Here is a 17,690-nt window from a genome sequence, read left to right on the forward strand (position 1 = left end):
ACGTGGTGCCACCGAGCACGACCTAGGGTGATGCGAGTGGTGGCGAGGCGACGGCGCAGCGCGCCCGAGGCCGCGGGCGGACGGACGTCCGCCCGGACGGCGCGGGTGCGGATGACGGGCAAGGAACGGCGGCAGCAACTCCTGGACGTCGCGCGCGAGCTCTTCGCCGAGAAGGGCTTCGACGGCGCCTCCATCGAGGAGATCGCCCACCGCGCCGGGGTCTCCAAGCCGGTCGTCTACGAGCACTTCGGCGGCAAGGAGGGCATCTACGCGGTGGTCGTCGACCGCGAGATGCGCCACCTGCTCGACCTGATCGTCTCCGCGCTGTCGGCGGGGCATCCCCGCGAGCTGCTGGAGCAGGCGGCGCACGCGCTGCTGGAGTACATCGACAACTCCACCGACGGCTTCCGCATCCTGGTGCGCGACTCGCCGGTGGCCAGCACCAGCGGCACCTTCTCCAGCCTGCTCAACGACATCGCCAGCCAGGTCGAGCACATCTTCGGGCTGCAGTTCAGCGCCAAGGGCTACGACAAGAAGCTGGCGCCGCTCTACAGCCAGGCCCTGGTCGGCATGGTCGCGCTGACCGGGCAGTGGTGGCTGGAGGTGCGCAAGCCGAAGAAGGAGGAGGTCGCCGCGCACCTGGTGAACCTCGCCTGGAACGGCCTCTCGCACCTGGAGCACAAGCCGACCCTGCGCAGGCCGAAGTAGCCGGTCGGCCGTCGTTCCCGCCGGCGGTACCGACGACGCGTCCGCCGCCGCGACCGCGCAGCCGTGGCGACACGGGTTCGTCGTCGTGGCCGAGCCGCCGTCGCCGGCCGGGCCGCGCGCCGCCCGTCCGCCTGGATCGCGCCGCGCCGGGCTGTGAGCTGTAGTTTCGCCTCATGGCCGCGCACGATCCGGACGCCCCGCGGGAACGCGGGACCGCCGCTCCCACGGTGGCGAGCCGCCTGTTCCGGATCCTCGACGCCTTCTCCGCGCAGCGACCGGCCATGACCCTGTCGTCGATCAGCCGGCACAGCGGGCTGGCGCTGACGACCACGCACAGGCTGGTCGGCGAGCTCGCTCGCTGGGGCGCGCTGGAGCGCGACGCGGCCGGGCACTACCGGATCGGACTGCGGCTGCACGAGCTGGCCGCGCTCGCGCCGCGCGGGATGTTCCTGCGCGAGATCGCGATGCCCTTCCTCGGCGACCTGTACGAGGCGACGCACCAGAACGTCCAGCTCGGGGTACTCGACGGAACCGAGGTCGTCTACGTCGAACGGCTCTCCGGTCGCGGCGCCGTGCCGGTCGCCTCGCGGCCGGGCGGGCGGCTGCCGCTGCACGCCACCGGTGTCGGGCTGGTGCTCCTCGCGCACGCGGACGGCGATTTCCAGGAGGAGGTTCTGCGCGCACCGCTGAAGCGGTTCACCGACCGCACGATCAGTAGCGCCGACCGGCTGCGCCGAGTGCTGGCCGACGTGCGCAGGGACGGCTACGTCATCAGCGACCGCCAGATCGAGCTGTCGACGCTCTCGGTGGCCGCGCCCGTGCGCGACCACACCGACACAGTCGTCGCGTCTCTGTCGATCGTCGTGCCCGCGGCGGAGGTCGATCCGATGACGCTGGTCCCGGCCGTGCGGGCCGCGGCCCGCGGAATTTCACGGGCGCTGGGTTCGGCGACGCCCCTGGCAGGGCGGAACCCGAAGACCGGATGAGGGGTGTGCGGAGCCGGGAAAGCGCCGACCCCCATGCCCTCATCGGGACGGCCTCGCCTCCGGAAGCCGCATCCGGTCTTCGACCGGACAGCGCTGCGCGCTGCTCAACGCCCCGTCCGGGGCCTTGAGGGTCTTCTGTTCACCGGAAAGAGCGGTACCGCCGGGTCGACCGCCGGGCGCAGGGTGGTGTCTTCCAGACCCTGTAGCGGCGGTCACACACCGCCGGGTCCGCGGCCGACGCCGCGGGCAGGCCAGGGGTGACATCGGAAGGGACCCACCTCCATGCGGATCCAGGTCGGGATCGTCGGCGCCGGGCCAGCCGGGCTCATGCTCGCGCACCTGCTGCACCAGCACGGGATCGAGTCCGTGGTGGTCGACACGCGCACCAGGGACGAGATCGAGGGCACCATCCGGGCCGGTGTGCTGGAGCAGACTTCGGTCGACCTGATGACGGCCACCGGGATCGGCGACCGCGTGAAGCAGCAGGGACAGGTGCACCACGGCATCGAGCTGCGCTTCGGCGGGCAGGGGCACCGCATCGACTTCGCCGACCTCACCGGTGGTCGCGGCGTCACGATCTACCCGCAGCACGAGGTGCTCAAGGACCTCATCGCCAAGCGGCTCGCCGACGGTGGCGACATCCGGTTCGGCGTGTCCGACGTCCGGGTCGAGGGCGTCGGCGGCGACTCGCCGACGATCCGCTTCACCGAGGGCGGCACCGAGCAGGTGCTGCACCCCGTGCTCGTCGCCGGCTGCGACGGTTCGCGCTCCACGACGCGCTTCCTGGTCCCGGCCCCGAAGCCGCGCCAGGACCACTTCCGGCAGTACCCGTTCGCCTGGTTCGGCATCCTCGCCGAGGCTCCGCCGTCGTCGGACGAGCTGATCTACGCCCACCACGAGAACGGTTTCGCGCTGGTCAGCACCCGTTCGCCCACGGTGCAGCGGCTCTACCTGCAGGTCGACCCGAACGACACCCCCACCGACTGGCCCGACGACCGCATCTGGCAGGAGCTGCACACCCGGGTCTCCGGAGAGGGAGCGCGGATCCTGGAGGGGCCGATCTTCCAGAAGTCGGTCCTGCACTTCCGCAGCTTCGTGTGCGAGCCGATGCAGTACGGCAGGCTGTTCCTGGCCGGCGACGCCGCGCACACCGTGCCGCCGACCGGTGCGAAGGGCATGAACCTGGCCATCGCCGACGTCTACGTGCTCTCCCGCGCCATGGCCGAGTACTTCGCGGGCGGCGAGACGGGCGCGCTCGACGCCTACACCGCGACCGTCCTGCCGCGGGTCTGGCGCGCGCAGCACTTCTCGTGGTGGATGACCTCGATGCTGCACCGCATGCCGGAGGCCAGCGGGTTCGACCTCAACCGCCAGCGCGCCGAGCTCGACTTCGTCACCCGTTCCCGCGCGGGCCGGACGCTGCTCGCAGAGAACTACGTCGGCACCCCGCTCGACTGAGACGGTCCGGTCCCGCCTGGCAGGGCGGGACCGGCCGCGCCCGGTCGGGGCGCGTCAGACGCACTCGGCCGGACCCCGCCGGCCGCGCCTGGCTGCTCCGGTGCCGCCGCGGCGATGTCCAGGAACGAACGCAGCACCGGCGTCCCGATCTCGCGCCGCCAGGCCATGGCCATCCGCGCGGTGGCCGAGACGTCGGTCAGCGGCACGAAGGTCGCTCCCGCGCGCGGGATCTGCTGCACCGACGACGGGACGACCGCGATCCCCATCCCGCCCGCGACCAGCCCGACGATGGTCTGCATGAGCCACACGTCGGGCTGGACGACGCGCGGGGTGAACCCGGCTCGCTCGCACGCCTGCGTGACGCTCGTGTAGAGGCCGGGCATGTCGTAGCGGGGCGGGAGGATGAACGGCTCGCCGGCCACCGCGCGCAGGTCGACCTCGGGGGAGTCCGCCAGCGGGTGCGTGGAGGGCAGCGCGAGCACCAGCGAGTCGTCGGCCACGCTGCGCACGTGCAGCGACGGGTCGTCGATGGGCAGGTAGAAGAAGCCCGCGTCGATCCGGCGGTCGTGCAGCCGCTCCACGATCTCGTCCGGGCGCATCTCCCGCAGGCGCAGCCGCACCTCGGGGTAGCGGGCCTTGAACTGCCGCAGGATCGGCGGCAGCACCACGTTGGACGCCGACGGGATGAAGCCGAGCGAGAGCCGCCCGACGCGGCCGCTGCCCGCTTCGCGCGTCATCTGCGCCGCGTGGTCGACCTCGTGCAGGATGCGCCGCGCCTCTTCCAGCAGCACCCGTCCGGCGTCGGTGAGCTGGGTACCGCGTGCGGTGCGGTGCACCAGTACGGCGCCCAGCTCGGTCTCCAGCTTGCGGAGCTGCGCGCTCAGCGGCGGCTGGGCGATGTGCAGCCGCGCGGCGGCACGGGTGAGGCTCTGCTCCTCGGCGATCGCCACGAAGTAGCGCAGGTGCCGCAGTTCCACGCATCCTCCCGCCGTGCCATACCTCCCGGATATGGAGCACGCTACCTGGTGGTATTGGACATATGACCCGAGTGACGTCAGTCTCCTTCTCACGTGCGACTCGACGAGGGGACTGCCGTGCCGGGTGATGGGAAGATCGACCGCGGGAACGCCCGCTGGGTGCTGCCGCTGTGCTGGACGGCGGTCCTGCTCGACGGGTTCGACCTCGTCGTGCTCGGCACGGTGCTGCCGGTGATGCTCGACGAGCGGGTGTGGGGCCTGACCCCGGCCTCGGCCTCGCTGGTCTCGACGGTCGGCCTGCTCGGCATGATGGTCGGCGCGCTGGTGATCGGCACCGTCACCGACCTCGTCGGCAGGCGGCGGGTGCTGCTGCTGTCGGTCACCTGTTTCTCGCTGTTCACCGCGTTGTGCGCGCTGGCGCCGTCGATCGTGGTGTTCGGCCTGCTGCGCTTCCTGGCCGGGCTCGGCCTCGGCGGCTGCCTGCCCACCGCGATCACGCTGGTGACCGAGTTCGCCAGGGGCGGCCGAAGCAGCAGCGCCACAACGACGATCATGACCGGCTACCACGTGGGAGCGGTGCTCACCGCGCTGCTCGGTCTGCTGCTGATCCCGGTCGTGGGCTGGCGGATGATGTTCGTCGCCGGTGCGCTGCCAGCGCTGGTGCTGGTGCCGCTGATGTGGCGCTACCTGCCGGAGTCGCGGGTCTTCCGGGCCACCGCGGACTCCGCGGCGAAGCCGGCCTCGGTGCGCGAGAACATCGCGACCCTGTTCCGCGGCGGGATGGCGGTGTCCACGGTCGCGTTCTGGGTGGCCTCGTTCCTCGGGCTGATCCTGGTCTACGGGCTCAACACCTGGCTGCCGGAGATCATGCGGGCCGCGGGCTACCCGCTCGGCGCCTCGCTCGGCCTGCTGCTGACGCTGAACGTCGGCGCGGTGCTCGGGCTGGTCGTGGCCGGCGGGGTCGCGGACCGCGCGGGCGTGAAGCGCTCGACGGTGGTGTGGTTCGCCGCGGCGGCAGTTATGCTCGCGCTGCTGAGCGTGCGGCTGCCCGCGGTCGGTCTCTACGGCGCGGTGCTGATGGCCGGGTTCTTCGTGTTCAGCGCCCAGGTGCTGGTCTACGCCTTCGTAGGCCGCGCCTACCCGGTCGCCGCCCGCGCCACCGGGCTCGGCTGGACCACCGGTGTGGGCCGGATCGGTGCGATCACCGGCCCGCTGCTCGGCGGGGCGCTGCTGACCGCGGGCATCGCGTACCCGTGGGGCTTCTACGTCTTCGGCGCGATCAGCGCGCTGGGTGCCGTGGCGATCGCGGTCGCCGCGCGGCCCGCCGCCCGTGCGGAGGTGGTGGAGGAGCCGACCGCCACCGCGTCGGAAAGGCTCGCGTAGCGGTGCGGCCGGCAGAACCTCCGGTTGCTGCCGCGGCCTTGCCGTGTCAGCCGGCGGTGATGCGCAGGATCTTGTCGTCGTCGCCGTTCGACGTGGTCACGTAGAGCGCGCCGTCCGGGCCCTGACGGGCAGCGCGCAGCCTGCCGTACGTGCCGTCGAGCGCCGCGGGCACCTCGGTGCCGCGCACGCTCCCGTCGGGATTCACCGCGTACAGCGACAACTTGGTGCCCCGCAACGCGGTCACGGCGAGCATGTCGTCGAACCGGCCCCACTGCGGTCCGGTCAGGAAAGCCGCCCCGCAGGGGGCCTCCCGCGCGCGCCCCGACGACCACACCGCGGGCACCGCGTCCGGGAAGCGCCGCAGGTCGGTCATCGGCACGGACTCGTCGTAGCTGTCCTCGGTTCCGCCCCGGGACGGGTCCCAGCCGTAGTTGCCGCCCGGCCGGAGCAGGTTGACCTCGTCGTCGCGGTCGGGCCCGTGCTCGGAGACGAACACCTGGCCGCCCGGCCGGAGCGCGACGCCCTGCGGGTTGCGGTGGCCGTAGGTCAGCAGCAGCCGCTCGTTGGGGTTCGGCGACGAGGCGAACGGGTTGTCCGGCAGCGGGTCGCCGGTGTCGACGTTCATCCGCAGCACCTTGCCGCCGAGCCCGAACCGGTCCTGCGACGTCGCGGGACGGGCGGCGTCGCCCGTGCTGACCAGCAGCGCGCCGTCCGCGGCGAGACCGGGCCTGCACCCGGAGTGCCTGCCGCTGGGGTTGACCGGCAGCCCGGTCACCAGCGGCTCGCCGACCCTCTGCGCGCTCGCGCCGTCGTCGGCCAGCCGCCAGGTGACCAGCCGGACGTCGACGGCCCGGCCGCCGGCCTGGTGGGTCTGGCAGGTGATGAAGTGCCGGTTCTCGGCGAACCGGGGATGGATCAGCAGCCCCATGGAACCGCCCTCGCCCTCGACGAGGACGTCGCCGAGGTCGGCGGCCACCGGCCGGACCTGCCCGCCCGTCAGCAGCGCGAGCCGCGCCGGGCGCTGGGTGACCAGGGCGCTGCCGTCCGGCAGGAAGCCGATGTCCCAGCCGTGCTGGAGCCCGGAGGCGGCGACCTCGACGCGCAGTTCGCCGCCGGCCACCGGCTTCGGCGCCTGCGGTACCTGCGGCGCGGGCACGGGAGGGCCGGCGGTGGCGCAACCCGCGAGAACAACCAGGCAGACCAGGGCGGATGCGGCGGACCGAAGCATGCCGCCCAGTGTGACACCGGTCATAGGCGAACGGCTGTCGTTCGGTCCGGGCGCAGGCCGTCGGGGCGGAGTCGTACGCTGGACCGGCGACCCCCCGGCAGCGGCCGCCCGACTGGTGCGTGCAGCCATGTCCACCGGCAGCCCTGGCGCATCGGGCGAAGTCCCGGGCAGGGGTGTGTCCGCGTTCTCAGACGTTCGGTGCGAGGTAGATGCCATGAGCCAGGCCGGTCCCCTGCGCGGACTGCTCGAAACCATGCTGCGCGACAGCGCCGTCCGGCAGGTCGTCGAGGCCGTGGACCGGCCGCGCCTGGTGCTGGAGGGTCCGGCGGCCGCCCGCCCGCTGGCCGCCGCCGCGCTGGCCGCCGCCGACCGCCCGGTGCTGCTGGTGACCGCGACCGGCCGGGAGGCCGAGGAGGTCGCCGCCGCGGTGTCGGACCTCATCGGCTCCGACGGCGTGGAGGTCTTCCCGTCGTGGGAGACGCTGCCGCACGAGCGGCTCTCCCCGCGCGCCGACACCGTCGGCCGCAGGCTCGCCGTGCTGCGCAGGCTCGCCCACCCCGAGGAGCACGATCACGGCCGGATCAGGGTGCTCGTCACGACGGTGCGCAGCCTCATCCAGCCGATCGCGCCCGGGCTGGGCGAGCTGGCGCCGGTGCGGCTGCGCGTCGGCGACGAGCACGACTTCGAGGAACTGGTCGAGAAGCTGGCGGCGCTGGCCTACAACCGGGTCGACATGGTCGAGAAGCGCGGCGAGTTCGCGGTGCGCGGCGGCATCGTCGACGTCTTCCCGCCCACCGAGGAGCACCCGCTGCGGGTGGAGTTCTGGGGCGACGAGGTCACCGAGGTCCGCCCGTTCTCCGTCGCCGACCAGCGGTCGCTGCCCGAAGCGCAGGACACCACCCTGTTCGCCCCCGCCTGCCGCGAGCTGCTGATCACCGAGCAGGTGCAGGAGCGCGCGGCCAAGCTCGCCGAGCAGCACGAGGCCGACGCGCACCTCAACGAGATGCTGGGCAAGATCGCCGGCGGTGCCCCGGTTGAGGGCATGGAGGCGCTGATCCCCGCGCTGTGCGAGGGGGAGATGCGGCTGCTGACCGACCTGGTCCCGGGCGGCACGCACGTCGTGGTCGCCGACCCGGAGAAGGTGCGGGCGCGGGCGGCGGACCTGGTGCGCACCGGCCAGGAGTTCCTGGAGGCGTCGTGGATGGTCGCCGCCGACGGCGGCAGGGCGCCCATCGACCTCGGCGCCTCGGCCTACCGCGGCCTGGCCGAGGTCGCCGCGCACACCGAGTCGACCGGCTTGCCGTGGTGGACGCTGACGCAGCTCAGCAGCGAGGACACCGAGGACGACGACGGAGTCGTCCGGCTCGCCCTCAAGCAGGTCGACGCCTACCGCGGCGAGGTGGAACGGGCCTTCGCCGACCTGCGCGCGCACACCACCGCCGGCGGCGCGGCGGTGCTGGTCGTGGCGGGCGCGGGCACCGCGCAGCGCGCGGTGCAGCAGCTCCGCGAGGGCGAGCTGCCCGCCCGGCTGGCCGAGGACGGGCTCACCGCAGAACCCGAGCCCGGCGTGGTCACGGTCGCCCGCGGCGGCCTGGAGGACGGCTTCGCCGCGCCCGAGGTCGCGCTCGTGGTGCTCACCGAGGCCGACCTGACCGGCGGGCGCGGCGGCACCTCCACCAAGGACATGCGCCGGATGCCGTCGCGGCGCCGCAACGCCGTCGACCCGCTCGCGCTGAAGGCCGGCGACTTCGTCGTCCACGAGCAGCACGGCATCGGCAAGTACGTCGAGATGGTGCAGCGCACCGTCGGCGGCGCCACCCGCGAGTACCTGGTGCTGGAGTACGCCAGCAGCAAGCGCGGCCAGCCCGGCGACCGGCTGTTCGTGCCCACCGACCAGCTCGACGAGGTCTCCCGCTACGTCGGCGGCGAGCTGCCCACGCTGAACAAGCTCGGCGGCTCGGACTGGAAGAACACCAAGGCCAAGGCGCGCAAGGCGGTCAAGGAGATCGCCGCCGAGCTGGTGCAGCTCTACGCCGCCCGCCAGTCGGCCCCCGGCCACGCCTTCGGCGCCGACACCCCGTGGCAGCGGGAGCTGGAGGACGCCTTCCCCTACACCGAGACCGGCGACCAGCTCGCCGCCATCGACGAGGTCAAGGCCGACATGCAGCGCGCGGTGCCCATGGACCGGGTGATCTGCGGCGACGTCGGCTACGGCAAGACCGAGATCGCCGTGCGCGCGGCGTTCAAGGCGGTGCAGGACGGCAAGCAGGTCGCGGTGCTGGTGCCCACGACCCTGCTCGCCCAGCAGCACCTCAACACCTTCACCGACCGGATGCGCTCGTTCCCGGTGACGGTCAAGGGCCTGTCGCGCTTCACCGACCCGCTGGAGTCCGAGCAGACCACCACCGGCCTGGCCGAGGGGACCGTCGACGTCGTCATCGGCACCCACCGGCTGCTGCAGACCGGCGTCCGCTACAAGGACCTCGGGCTGGTCATCGTCGACGAGGAGCAGCGCTTCGGCGTCGAGCACAAGGAGCACATCAAGGCCCTGCGCACGCACGTCGACGTGCTGACCATGTCGGCGACGCCGATCCCGCGGACGCTGGAGATGAGCATGGCCGGCATCCGCGAGATGTCGACCATCCTCACCCCGCCCGAGGAGCGCCACCCGGTGCTGACCTACGTCGGCGCCTACGACGAGAAGCAGGTCGCGGCGGCGATCCGGCGCGAGCTGCTGCGCGACGGCCAGGTCTTCTTCGTGCACAACCGGGTGCAGACCATCGAGAAGGCCGCGCGGCACCTGCGCGAGCTCGTTCCGGAGGCGCGGATCGTCACCGCGCACGGGCAGATGAACGAGGACCGGCTGGAGAAGATCATCCAGGGCTTCTGGGAGCGCGAGCACGACGTGCTCGTGTGCACCACGATCGTGGAGACCGGCCTGGACATCTCCAACGCCAACACCCTGATCGTGGAACGCTCCGACGTGCTGGGCCTCTCGCAGCTGCACCAGCTGCGCGGCCGGGTCGGACGCGCCCGCGAGCGCGGCTACGCCTACTTCCTGTACCCGGAGGAGAAGCCGCTGACCGACACCGCGCACGACCGGCTGGCCACCATCGCGCAGAACTCCGAGCTGGGCGCGGGCATGGCGGTGGCGATGAAGGACCTGGAGATCCGGGGCGCGGGCAACATCCTCGGCGCGGAGCAGTCCGGCCACATCGCGGGCGTCGGCTTCGACCTCTACGTGCGGCTGGTCGGCGAGGCCGTCGAGGCGTTCCGCAGGCACGCCGGGGCCGAGCCCGGGGCGGGCGAGGAGGAGCTGCCGGAGGTGCGGGTCGACCTGCCGGTGGACGCCCACATCCCGCACGACTACGTGCCGGGGGAGCGGCTGCGGCTGGAGGCCTACCGCAAGATCGCCGCGGCGGGCGACACCGAGGCCCTCGACGCGGTGCGGGCCGAGCTCACCGACCGCTACGGTTCCCTGCCCGAGCCGGTCGAGCGCCTGCTCAAGGTCGCGGCGTTCCGCCAGCTGTGCCGCGCGCACGGGGTCACGGAGGTGACCCAGCAGGGCACGTCGCTGCGGGCGGCGCCGCTGGAACTGGCCGACTCGCAGCTCGTCCGGCTCAAGCGGCTGTATCCCAAGGCGGTGTACAAGGCCGCGGTGCGCACCGTCTCGGTGCCGCGGCCGACCGAGGGCGCCGCGGGCGGCCGGATCGGCGCGCCGCCGCTGCGCGACGAAGCGCTGCTGGACTGGTGCGCGAAGCTGCTCGAGTCGCTGGCCGGGCGCCCGGCGCCGGTGGGCTAGGGAACGCAGACGTCGTTCGCGTAGGGGCGCCGGTGGCGGAGCGGTCCGGCGCTCACACCGCCGCATCGTGAAACAAGCCCGACTCACCGGCGCCGTCGTCGGGCCGCGTTCCGCGGCACCGCCTGCCGGGGTCGCCCGCCGGGGTCGCCTGCCGGGGGCGTCCGCCGCCCGGTGTCACCCTCGCAGGTCAGACCACGGGAGTGGCGCGCGTGGCGGGGGGCACTCCTGAGTTGCCGGGAACGCGCCTTCGAGTGACGGTTGACGCGACTCCCATGGTCACGAGGAGGCGCGACGTCATGACGGAGCAGAGAGATCTCGTTCAGGTGCCCGGTGCGGGCGCGAACGAGCACCGGGCGCGCACCGACTTCGTCGTCTTCGGGGTCACCTCCGCCATCACGGTGTTCTTCGTCCTGTGGGGCGCGCTGTCGACCAGGACGCTGGGCAAGGCCGCGAGCAGCGCGCTGTCCTGGCTGGTGACCAACATCGGCTGGGGTTTCGTGCTGGCGTCCACCGCGTTCGTCGTGTTCGCCCTGTGGCTGGCCTTCAGCCGCTACGGCACGATCCCGCTCGGCGCCGACGACGAGCAGCCGGAGTTCCGCACCGTCTCCTGGATCGCGATGATGTTCAGCGCCGGCATGGGCATCGGCCTGATGTTCTTCGGCGTCAGCGAACCCCTGGCGCACTTCGTCAACCCGCCGCCGGGGACCGTGCCGCCTTTCTCCGACGAGGCCGTCGAGGTCTCGATGGCGACCACCCTGTTCCACTGGACCCTGCACCCTTGGTCGATCTACGCGGTGGTCGGGATGGCCATCGCCTACAGCAGCTTCCGCCGCGGCCGCAAGCAGCTGATCAGTGCGGTGTTCGCACCGCTGATCGGACGGCGCCGCTGCGACGGGCCCATCGGCAAGCTGATCGACATCCTCGCGCTGTTCGCCACCCTGTTCGGCTCGGCGGCGTCGCTGGGCCTGGGCACCCTGCAGATCCAGGGCGGTATGCAGGCGGCGGGCTGGATCGGCGGGGTCGGCAGCACCGTGCTGGTCCTGATCATCTTGGTTCTGACCATCTGCTTCATCCTGTCGGCGGTCTCGGGCATCGCCCGCGGCATCCAGTGGCTGTCCAACATCAACATGGTGCTGGCCGCCCTGCTCGCGCTGTTCGTGTTCGTGGTCGGGCCGACGGTGTTCATCCTGGACCTGCTGCCGACGTCGGTCGGCGTCTACCTGCGCGACTTCGCGACCATGATCGCCAGGTCCGGCGCGACCGGCGGTACCGAGATGAACACCTGGCTGTCGAGCTGGACGATCTTCTACTGGGCGTGGTGGATCTCGTGGACGCCCTTCGTGGGCATGTTCATCGCCCGCATCAGCCGGGGCCGCACGATCCGGCAGTTCGTCGGCGGCGTGATCCTGGTACCGAGCGCGGTCAGCCTGGTGTGGTTCTGCATCCTCGGCGGCAGCGCGATCAGCATCCAGGACCGCGGCATCGACGTCTACCGCAGCGGTGGCGAGGAGGCACAGACCTTCGCGGTGCTGGAGACGCTGCCGCTTTCGCTGATCACGACAGTGCTGGTGATGGTCCTGGTTGCGATCTTCTTCGTGTCGGGCGCGGACGCGGCGTCGGTGGTCATGGGCACGCTGGCCCAGCGCGGCACGATCGAACCGACCCGGTGGATGGTGATCTTCTGGGGTGCCGCGACCGGGGCGGTGGCCGCGATCATGCTGGTCATCGGCGGTGAGGACGCGCTGAGCGGGATCCAGAACCTGACCTTCATCGCCTCGGCGCCGTTCGCGATCGTCATGGTGCTGCTGTGCGTGGCGCTGACCAAGGACCTGCGCGACGACCCGTTGATGCGGCGCGGCCAGAAGGGCGCCGAGGTCCTGGAGCAGGCCGTCATCGCGGGCACCGAGCGCCACGGCAAGGACTTCCGGCTGGAGGTCGGCCCAATGGATTCCGGCGAGGAGGGTTCGCAGGGCGGCGGTCGGCAGTCCTGATCCCGTCTGGAATATGCCAACTGGCTCATTGCGCGCGGCCCGCGCGACGGTAGTGTCCTCGGCAGGGCTTGGCCGCTGGACGCCGATGCGCGCGGACGATAACCCGGGGTGACCGAGCGAGGTATCCACTGCTCGGAGGAAATCGCTCCTCGGCGGAGTTGCCGAAGTTGCGGCATAAGCATGAAATCCGGTAGCTACGGCCATCAATACCGCAACGGTCACTGATTCCTTCGGTGACTCTCTGTCAAACTCGGGCCGGTCCTTGTGGCGAATTGCCTTGGGGAGCCCGGGAGGTCCCATGGGAATCGTGAAGGCGTCCTTGGCCGTGTCGCCGGACGGTGCGAGCCAGCGCCCGGCCGCGGCCGACCAGGCGCTGAGCGCCGGAGCGGCCACCAGCGTCGGCTTCGAGGTGGACCGCGCCGAGATCCCCCACGTGATCGCCGACCTCCAGCACGCCGAGGCGGCGCTGGTCGACGCGATGCAGAAGGCCCAACTCCTCGGCGACTACGTGCGCCCACCCGGCCTGGACCCCCACAGCGCCGAAGCGGCCGAGCGGCTCGGGCCGAAGGCCGCCAGTTCGTACCTACGGGCGGCGGAGCCCCGCATCGACGGCATCCAGGCCCTCATAGCGGAGCTGTTGGCCTCCATGCGTGCGTACGACGCCCAAGAAGACGAGATAGCGAACTCGCTCTTTAGGTGAGGATAGCCGTGATCAAGAAGTCCGCACTGGTGCTCGCTCCGCTGCTGACGAGCGTTCTGATCACGGGTTGCGGTGCACCGGCGGCGGTCTCCCCGCCGCCGGCTCCTCCTCCGGACCTGCACGGCGCTCCGAGTGTGGACAAACCGTTGGAGACGGGGAGCCTCCACCAGGATCCGTGCCGCGTGCTGAGCCCGGAACAGCTCGTCGCGCTCGGGATCGCCGGTGCACCGCAGGCGGATTCCGACGTGTCCGGTCCCTCGTGCGAGTGGGACGACATCGGCGGACCACCGCACTACACCGTGGACTCGCTCCGCGTGACCTTCGTGGTCGGAGGTGACGGGTTGAAGCTTTCCTACGCGCGGCGCGACGCGTACTCCTACTTCCGCGAACTTCCCAGGGTCGAGGGATACCCCGCCATTGCCGCGGGGTCGACGCCGGGTGGCACGCCGGAGGAGGAAGGCACCTGCGAGCTGGCCGTCGGTGTCACCGACGACCTGGTCGTGCTCACCCAGGTCCACCTGGGCAACGGGTCGCCCTCCACGGGGGAGCCGTGCGGCCGGGCGGGCCAGGTCGCGACCGAGGTGATGAAGACGATCAAGGCGGCATCGGGAGTGCACTGACCGGGCTGGGGTGAGCTGACATGGGGTGGGGACTGGACTACGTCCGGGACATGGCCGAGAAAGCGTGGCAGGCGGGAGGGGGCGCGGTCGAAGGGCTGAAGCGGGCCGCCGCGTCCACCGCCGAGGAGTTCGACCAGGTCGTGGACTGGGCCGAGCGGCAGATGACCCCGGACATCCGAGCCGAGGGGCTCGGTGGCCACGAGATCTACAACATGTTCCACGGCGGTCCCGGCACCGGAAGCATGGACGACGCGGCCCAGGGCTGGGGCGGGGTCGCCGAGAACCACCGGGAAGCGGCCGATGCCATCAACTCGGCGCTGGCCAGGATGCGGACGTCATGGCAGGGGGAGGCCGCAACCGCCGCCGGCGCCGGTACCGCTCCGCTGAGCCGGGCGTCGGAGCACTTCGCGGAGCAGGCCGGCTCCCTGCGCGCCGCGCTCCAAGCGCAGAGCGAGGGTTTCAACAACGCGAAGCGCCATGTCGTCTACGTGCCGCCCGAGCCGCCGACGATGAGCATCACCGCTCCGATCAACCCCTTCGCGCCCATCGACTACGCCGTCGAAGCGACCCGCTACTTCGCCGCGCAGGAGGGGAACCAGCGGGCGCTGCAGGGCTACGGCAGGCTGACCGCCGACCTGGGAGCGCGGCTGCCTGCGTTCGACCGCGAGCGAGTCGGTGATGTCCGGGCGGACTTCCGGGACTCGGGTCGAGTGTCCACAGAGGATGCCGAGCCCGGAGAGCCTCCGGCGCGAACGCAGTCGGCCTGGCGGCGCGCGAATCCGCCGGGCACGGCCGACGACGTCACCGGCGGGGCGGGTGCGGCCGCCGGTGGCGCGGCGGCCGGTGCGGCGTTCGGCGCCGCCGCGGCCGGGGGCCGGAGCGTGGACCGCGACACCGGGCGCAGAGGGTTGTTCGGCGGACGGTTCGGCGGCAAGGGGAACGGGCGCGGCGCAGGCACGGGTGGCCTGTCCGGGCTGCGCGGCCTAGGCGGTTTCCGCGGTGGCAGAGGAAATCCGGCGGGTGGGGCCGTCGTCCCGCGACAGCCCGGCGCCGGGACGGGCCGGACCGGAGGTACCGGCGCGAACCGGTCCGGCGCCACCGGATCGACCCGGGCGGGCGGTGCCGCCGCATCCGGCACCGTGCCGGGACGGGGCCGCCAGGAGGACGACGAGAAGCGGCGCAAGCGTCCCGACTACCTGGTGGAGACCGACCCGGAAGCGGTCTTCGCTCGCGACGAGAAGGTGGCGCCGCCGGTGTTCGGCGACTGGAAGCGGAAGGAGGGCGAGCCCGGTGGTGACGAGGATTGACAGCATCATCGACCGCACCGTCACGCTCGACTACCCGGCCTTCGACGTCCTCTACGCGGGCGAGTGCGGCGAGGACGCGCCGAAGCCCGCGGGTCTGGAGGGCACCTCGCCCGGCGCGACCTACCGCGAACGGGTCCGGCTGGTCGGCCGGGTGCTGGCCGGCTTGCGCGAGCGCGGGCTCGCCGTGGTCGACAACCCGGTGCGTCCGCTGCTGACCACCATGCGGTTGCTGTGTGACCCGCAACGCAGGATCTACGGCTGGTACGTCGCCCGCGACGGCCACGGCCAGGTCCCCGGCAGCTTCCACATCGCGGGTTCCGACGAGTACGTGGTGTTCGCCAGGTTGCAGGGAGGCGTGGTGACCATCGAGCCGATCGGCTGGAGTTCCCTCTACACCAGGGCTTTCGAGCTGCTGCCCGACGTGGGGCCGGTCAGCGGCGGCGCGGCCGTGGTGCCCCTGAGCCGCGGGGCGGCGCGCGAGGAGCAGGGCGGGGACTGGCTGGAGCCGGTCTACGAGGAGGACGACGACGATCCGGTCGACCGCGAGCACGCCAGGGTGCAGGCCCTGACCTACGGCGCGAAACTGCTTTTCGCGATGCAGGTCTTCACCTCGCGCAAGAACTCCAGGGGCAGGGAGGAGGTGGCCGACTTCCCGCTGCACTACTACGCGAGCGCGCACGGGGCGGTGCTGACCGTGCACAAGCGCAGCGGCCCGGAGGCGGAGCCGCGACTGCACCTGATCCCCGCCACCCGGAGCGCTTTCCGCCGCGAGCTCCGAACTTTGTGACTTCAGGGGAACCATTCCGCGCGCGGTGCGTCTGAGCTTGCGAAGACGCAAATGATCAACGAAGCACAGGGGGATTCGCACTCCATGTCCGTCCGCAACACGCTCGCAGTCGTCCTCGGTTCGGTGGCCTTGTCCGCGCTCGCGCTCACCGGGTGCTCGGCCGGTGCGCAGGAGCAGCCGCCCGCGCCGGCCGCCGCGCCCGCCGCCCCGGCCCCGGTGAACTTCGCCGCGCCGAAGAAGGGGGAGATCGACATCCGCGGCGGCAAGCACGGGAACCAGGAGCGGGTCGTCTTCGACTTCAGCGCTCTCCCGGAGCTTTCCGAGGTCAAGCTCATGAAGCACGAGGTCGACAAGCAGAAGCCGGTGTGGGGCGGTTCGGGTGAGCCCGTCGACGGCATGAAGGGTTCGCAGTTCCTGCACGTGCTGCTGCAGACCAACGGCTCGCCGTGGGTGACAGCCGGCCCGGAGGCCTTCGACCTGCCGACCGCCAAGAGCGGTGTCGTCAACGACAACGAGGGCGGCACGGTGGAGCTGACCGTCGGACTCGACGCCGCGGTCGAGTACGACGTCGAGGTCCAGGGCGAGAAGGTCGTCATCAACATGACCCGCTCCTGAGGGCCTTTCTTCGGAGGTGGGCCGAGCGGCTGCGCCGCTTGAAGATCAAAGACCCGCTCCGGGCCGACCGGCGCGGTATGCGATGGATCACACTCGCTGAGGTCGGACGATTTCGGACTGTGGCGAGGTTCCTTCGTTGCGTGACTTCATGAGAGGGTGATCGTTGTGAGGTTCGTCATGCCGCGCCACGGGCGCCTGCTCGCGTCGATCGCCACCGCCGGAATCCTGCTCGCCGGTTGCGGAACCGGCCAACCCGGCGCCGCCGCCATCGTCGGCGACACCCGCATCCCGGTCGGCCAGGTGCAGTCCTGGTTCACCGAGGTCCTGAACAAGGAGCCCGGTCTGCGTCCGCAGCTCCAGCAGCAGGGGACGATGGACGAGCTCGGCCGCAGGCTCGCGTCCTTCACCGTCCAGCAGGAGCTGATCCGCCAGGCCGCCGGTGAGGAGGGCCTGCGCGTCGACGAGCAGCGGGTCACCGCGGCGATCGACCAGATGGGCGGACCGCGCGCCGCGACCCAGGGCACGATCTTCACCGAGGGCAACATCCGGGACATGACCCGGTCGCGGCTGCTGGCCGCCGAGCTCGCCCGCAAGTACGTCGACCGGCTGTCGGTCACCATCGACTACACACAGGCCAGCACCCGCGCCGAGGCCGAGACCAAGGCGCGCCGGCTCGCGCGCGGCCCGCAGGAGGCCGCCGCGCTGCTGCAGGCCGACCGCCAGGCGGGGCTGAGCGCGGTCTCCGGCGAGCGGGTCTGGGCCGCCGACCAGGGCGGGCAGATGGCGGGCGCGACGCCGCTGTTCGGCGTGCAGCCGGGCTCGGTGGTCGCCTTCGAGCTCGAACCGCAGTCCGGGCAGTGGCTGGTCGCGCTGGTCCGGCAGCGCGACACCGCGACCCCCGCGCCCACGCCGATCGCCGCGCAGCTCGACGAGGCGAGCCTGCAGAAGATCGGCACGAACCTCGTCGGGATCACCGCCGACCGGGTCGGCGTGCGGCTCAGTCCCCGCTACGGCGTCTGGGACCGGGTCGCGCTCGGTGCCGCGCCGAACGCGGGCGAGACGACCGGCTTCTGGCTGCGGGGCGACCAGCCCGCCGCGACCTGACAGGACCGCCTCGACGGGTCACGG

Annotated in this window: 14 protein-coding genes; 12 read left to right on the forward strand and 2 right to left on the reverse strand. The window is 72.0% G+C overall.

Features of this window, described 5'->3' with window-relative positions; translation table 11 throughout:
- The first annotated feature begins 111 nt into the window (after positions 1-111).
- The 3 genes from SACE_RS04045 (at position 112) to SACE_RS04055 (ending at position 3,152) form a co-directional block, all read left to right on the forward strand.
- The gene (locus tag SACE_RS04045; RefSeq protein WP_029621455.1) at positions 112-708 is read left to right on the forward strand and encodes a TetR/AcrR family transcriptional regulator; all 597 of its coding nucleotides are present in this window, start codon (positions 112-114) and stop codon (positions 706-708) included.
- Positions 709-881: 173 nt separating this feature from the next.
- Positions 882-1,694 (forward strand): IclR family transcriptional regulator, encoded by an 813-nt coding sequence (locus SACE_RS04050; RefSeq protein WP_009944248.1) that lies wholly within the window; start codon positions 882-884, stop codon positions 1,692-1,694.
- 282 nt (positions 1,695-1,976) lie between these two features.
- Positions 1,977-3,152: a 4-hydroxybenzoate 3-monooxygenase gene (locus tag SACE_RS04055; RefSeq protein WP_009944246.1), complete on the forward strand. Its 1,176-nt coding sequence runs from the start codon at positions 1,977-1,979 to the stop codon at positions 3,150-3,152.
- Here SACE_RS04055 and SACE_RS04060 read toward each other — a convergent pair.
- Positions 3,128-4,129 carry a LysR family transcriptional regulator gene (locus SACE_RS04060; protein WP_009944245.1) on the reverse strand — a complete coding sequence of 334 codons (1,002 nt, stop codon included), beginning with the start codon at positions 4,127-4,129 and terminating at the stop codon, positions 3,128-3,130. The two genes, SACE_RS04055 and SACE_RS04060, sit on opposite strands and share 25 nt — an antisense overlap.
- Before the next feature lie 135 nt (positions 4,130-4,264).
- Here SACE_RS04060 and SACE_RS04065 point away from each other — a divergent pair, with 135 nt between their 5' ends.
- The gene (locus SACE_RS04065) at positions 4,265-5,512 is read left to right on the forward strand and encodes an MFS transporter (protein ID WP_037303365.1); all 1,248 of its coding nucleotides are present in this window, start codon (positions 4,265-4,267) and stop codon (positions 5,510-5,512) included.
- Positions 5,513-5,558: 46 nt separating this feature from the next.
- On the opposite strand, the gene SACE_RS04070 is transcribed toward SACE_RS04065, so the two are convergent.
- Positions 5,559-6,740, reverse strand: coding sequence for a PQQ-dependent sugar dehydrogenase (locus SACE_RS04070; protein ID WP_029621454.1), 1,182 nt, complete (start codon positions 6,738-6,740; stop codon positions 5,559-5,561).
- A 214-nt stretch (positions 6,741-6,954) separates the two neighbouring features.
- On the opposite strand from SACE_RS04070, the gene mfd reads away from it, so the two are divergent.
- The 8 genes from mfd to SACE_RS04110 all read left to right on the forward strand — a co-directional run bounded on the left by mfd (position 6,955) and on the right by SACE_RS04110 (position 17,666).
- Positions 6,955-10,542: a transcription-repair coupling factor gene (gene mfd / locus SACE_RS04075; protein WP_009944239.1), complete on the forward strand. Its 3,588-nt coding sequence runs from the start codon at positions 6,955-6,957 to the stop codon at positions 10,540-10,542.
- Positions 10,543-10,838: 296 nt separating this feature from the next.
- Positions 10,839-12,533 (forward strand): BCCT family transporter, encoded by a 1,695-nt coding sequence (locus tag SACE_RS04080; RefSeq protein ID WP_009944238.1) that lies wholly within the window; start codon positions 10,839-10,841, stop codon positions 12,531-12,533.
- 298 nt (positions 12,534-12,831) lie between these two features.
- Positions 12,832-13,233: a hypothetical protein gene (locus SACE_RS04085; RefSeq protein WP_009944237.1), complete on the forward strand. Its 402-nt coding sequence runs from the start codon at positions 12,832-12,834 to the stop codon at positions 13,231-13,233.
- 8 nt (positions 13,234-13,241) lie between these two features.
- On the forward strand, positions 13,242-13,853 hold the full coding sequence (locus tag SACE_RS04090) for a DUF3558 domain-containing protein (protein ID WP_009944236.1): 612 nt from the start codon (positions 13,242-13,244) through the stop codon (positions 13,851-13,853).
- A gap of 20 nt (positions 13,854-13,873) precedes the next feature.
- Positions 13,874-15,160 (forward strand): PPE domain-containing protein, encoded by a 1,287-nt coding sequence (locus tag SACE_RS04095; protein ID WP_009944235.1) that lies wholly within the window; start codon positions 13,874-13,876, stop codon positions 15,158-15,160.
- A complete protein-coding gene (locus SACE_RS04100; protein WP_009944234.1) occupies positions 15,144-15,947 on the forward strand; it encodes an ESX secretion-associated protein EspG in 804 nt (267 codons plus the stop codon). Before SACE_RS04095 ends, SACE_RS04100 begins: the two co-directional genes overlap by 17 nt.
- An 84-nt stretch (positions 15,948-16,031) precedes the next feature.
- A complete protein-coding gene (locus SACE_RS04105; RefSeq protein WP_011873178.1) occupies positions 16,032-16,562 on the forward strand; it encodes an AMIN-like domain-containing (lipo)protein in 531 nt (176 codons plus the stop codon).
- A gap of 156 nt (positions 16,563-16,718) precedes the next feature.
- Positions 16,719-17,666: a SurA N-terminal domain-containing protein gene (locus SACE_RS04110; protein WP_231849920.1), complete on the forward strand. Its 948-nt coding sequence runs from the start codon at positions 16,719-16,721 to the stop codon at positions 17,664-17,666.
- Positions 17,667-17,690 lie beyond the last annotated feature (24 nt).

It is taken from the genome of Saccharopolyspora erythraea NRRL 2338, assembly GCF_000062885.1.
GTDB lineage: Bacteria > Actinomycetota > Actinomycetes > Mycobacteriales > Pseudonocardiaceae > Saccharopolyspora_D > Saccharopolyspora_D erythraea.

Excerpts from the sequence above, each read along its gene's own strand:
- SACE_RS04045 (WP_029621455.1), top strand. The coding sequence starts at position 112 with ATGACGGGCAAGGAACGGCGGCAGCAACTCCTGGACGTCGCGCGCGAG.
- SACE_RS04050 (WP_009944248.1), top strand. The coding sequence starts at position 882 with ATGGCCGCGCACGATCCGGACGCCCCGCGGGAACGCGGGACCGCCGCT.
- SACE_RS04055 (WP_009944246.1), top strand. The coding sequence starts at position 1,977 with ATGCGGATCCAGGTCGGGATCGTCGGCGCCGGGCCAGCCGGGCTCATG.
- SACE_RS04070 (WP_029621454.1), bottom strand. The coding sequence starts at position 6,740 with ATGCTTCGGTCCGCCGCATCCGCCCTGGTCTGCCTGGTTGTTCTCGCG.
- mfd (WP_009944239.1), top strand. The coding sequence starts at position 6,955 with ATGAGCCAGGCCGGTCCCCTGCGCGGACTGCTCGAAACCATGCTGCGC.
- SACE_RS04080 (WP_009944238.1), top strand. The coding sequence starts at position 10,839 with ATGACGGAGCAGAGAGATCTCGTTCAGGTGCCCGGTGCGGGCGCGAAC.
- SACE_RS04085 (WP_009944237.1), top strand. The coding sequence starts at position 12,832 with ATGGGAATCGTGAAGGCGTCCTTGGCCGTGTCGCCGGACGGTGCGAGC.
- SACE_RS04095 (WP_009944235.1), top strand. The coding sequence starts at position 13,874 with ATGGGGTGGGGACTGGACTACGTCCGGGACATGGCCGAGAAAGCGTGG.
- SACE_RS04105 (WP_011873178.1), top strand. The coding sequence starts at position 16,032 with ATGTCCGTCCGCAACACGCTCGCAGTCGTCCTCGGTTCGGTGGCCTTG.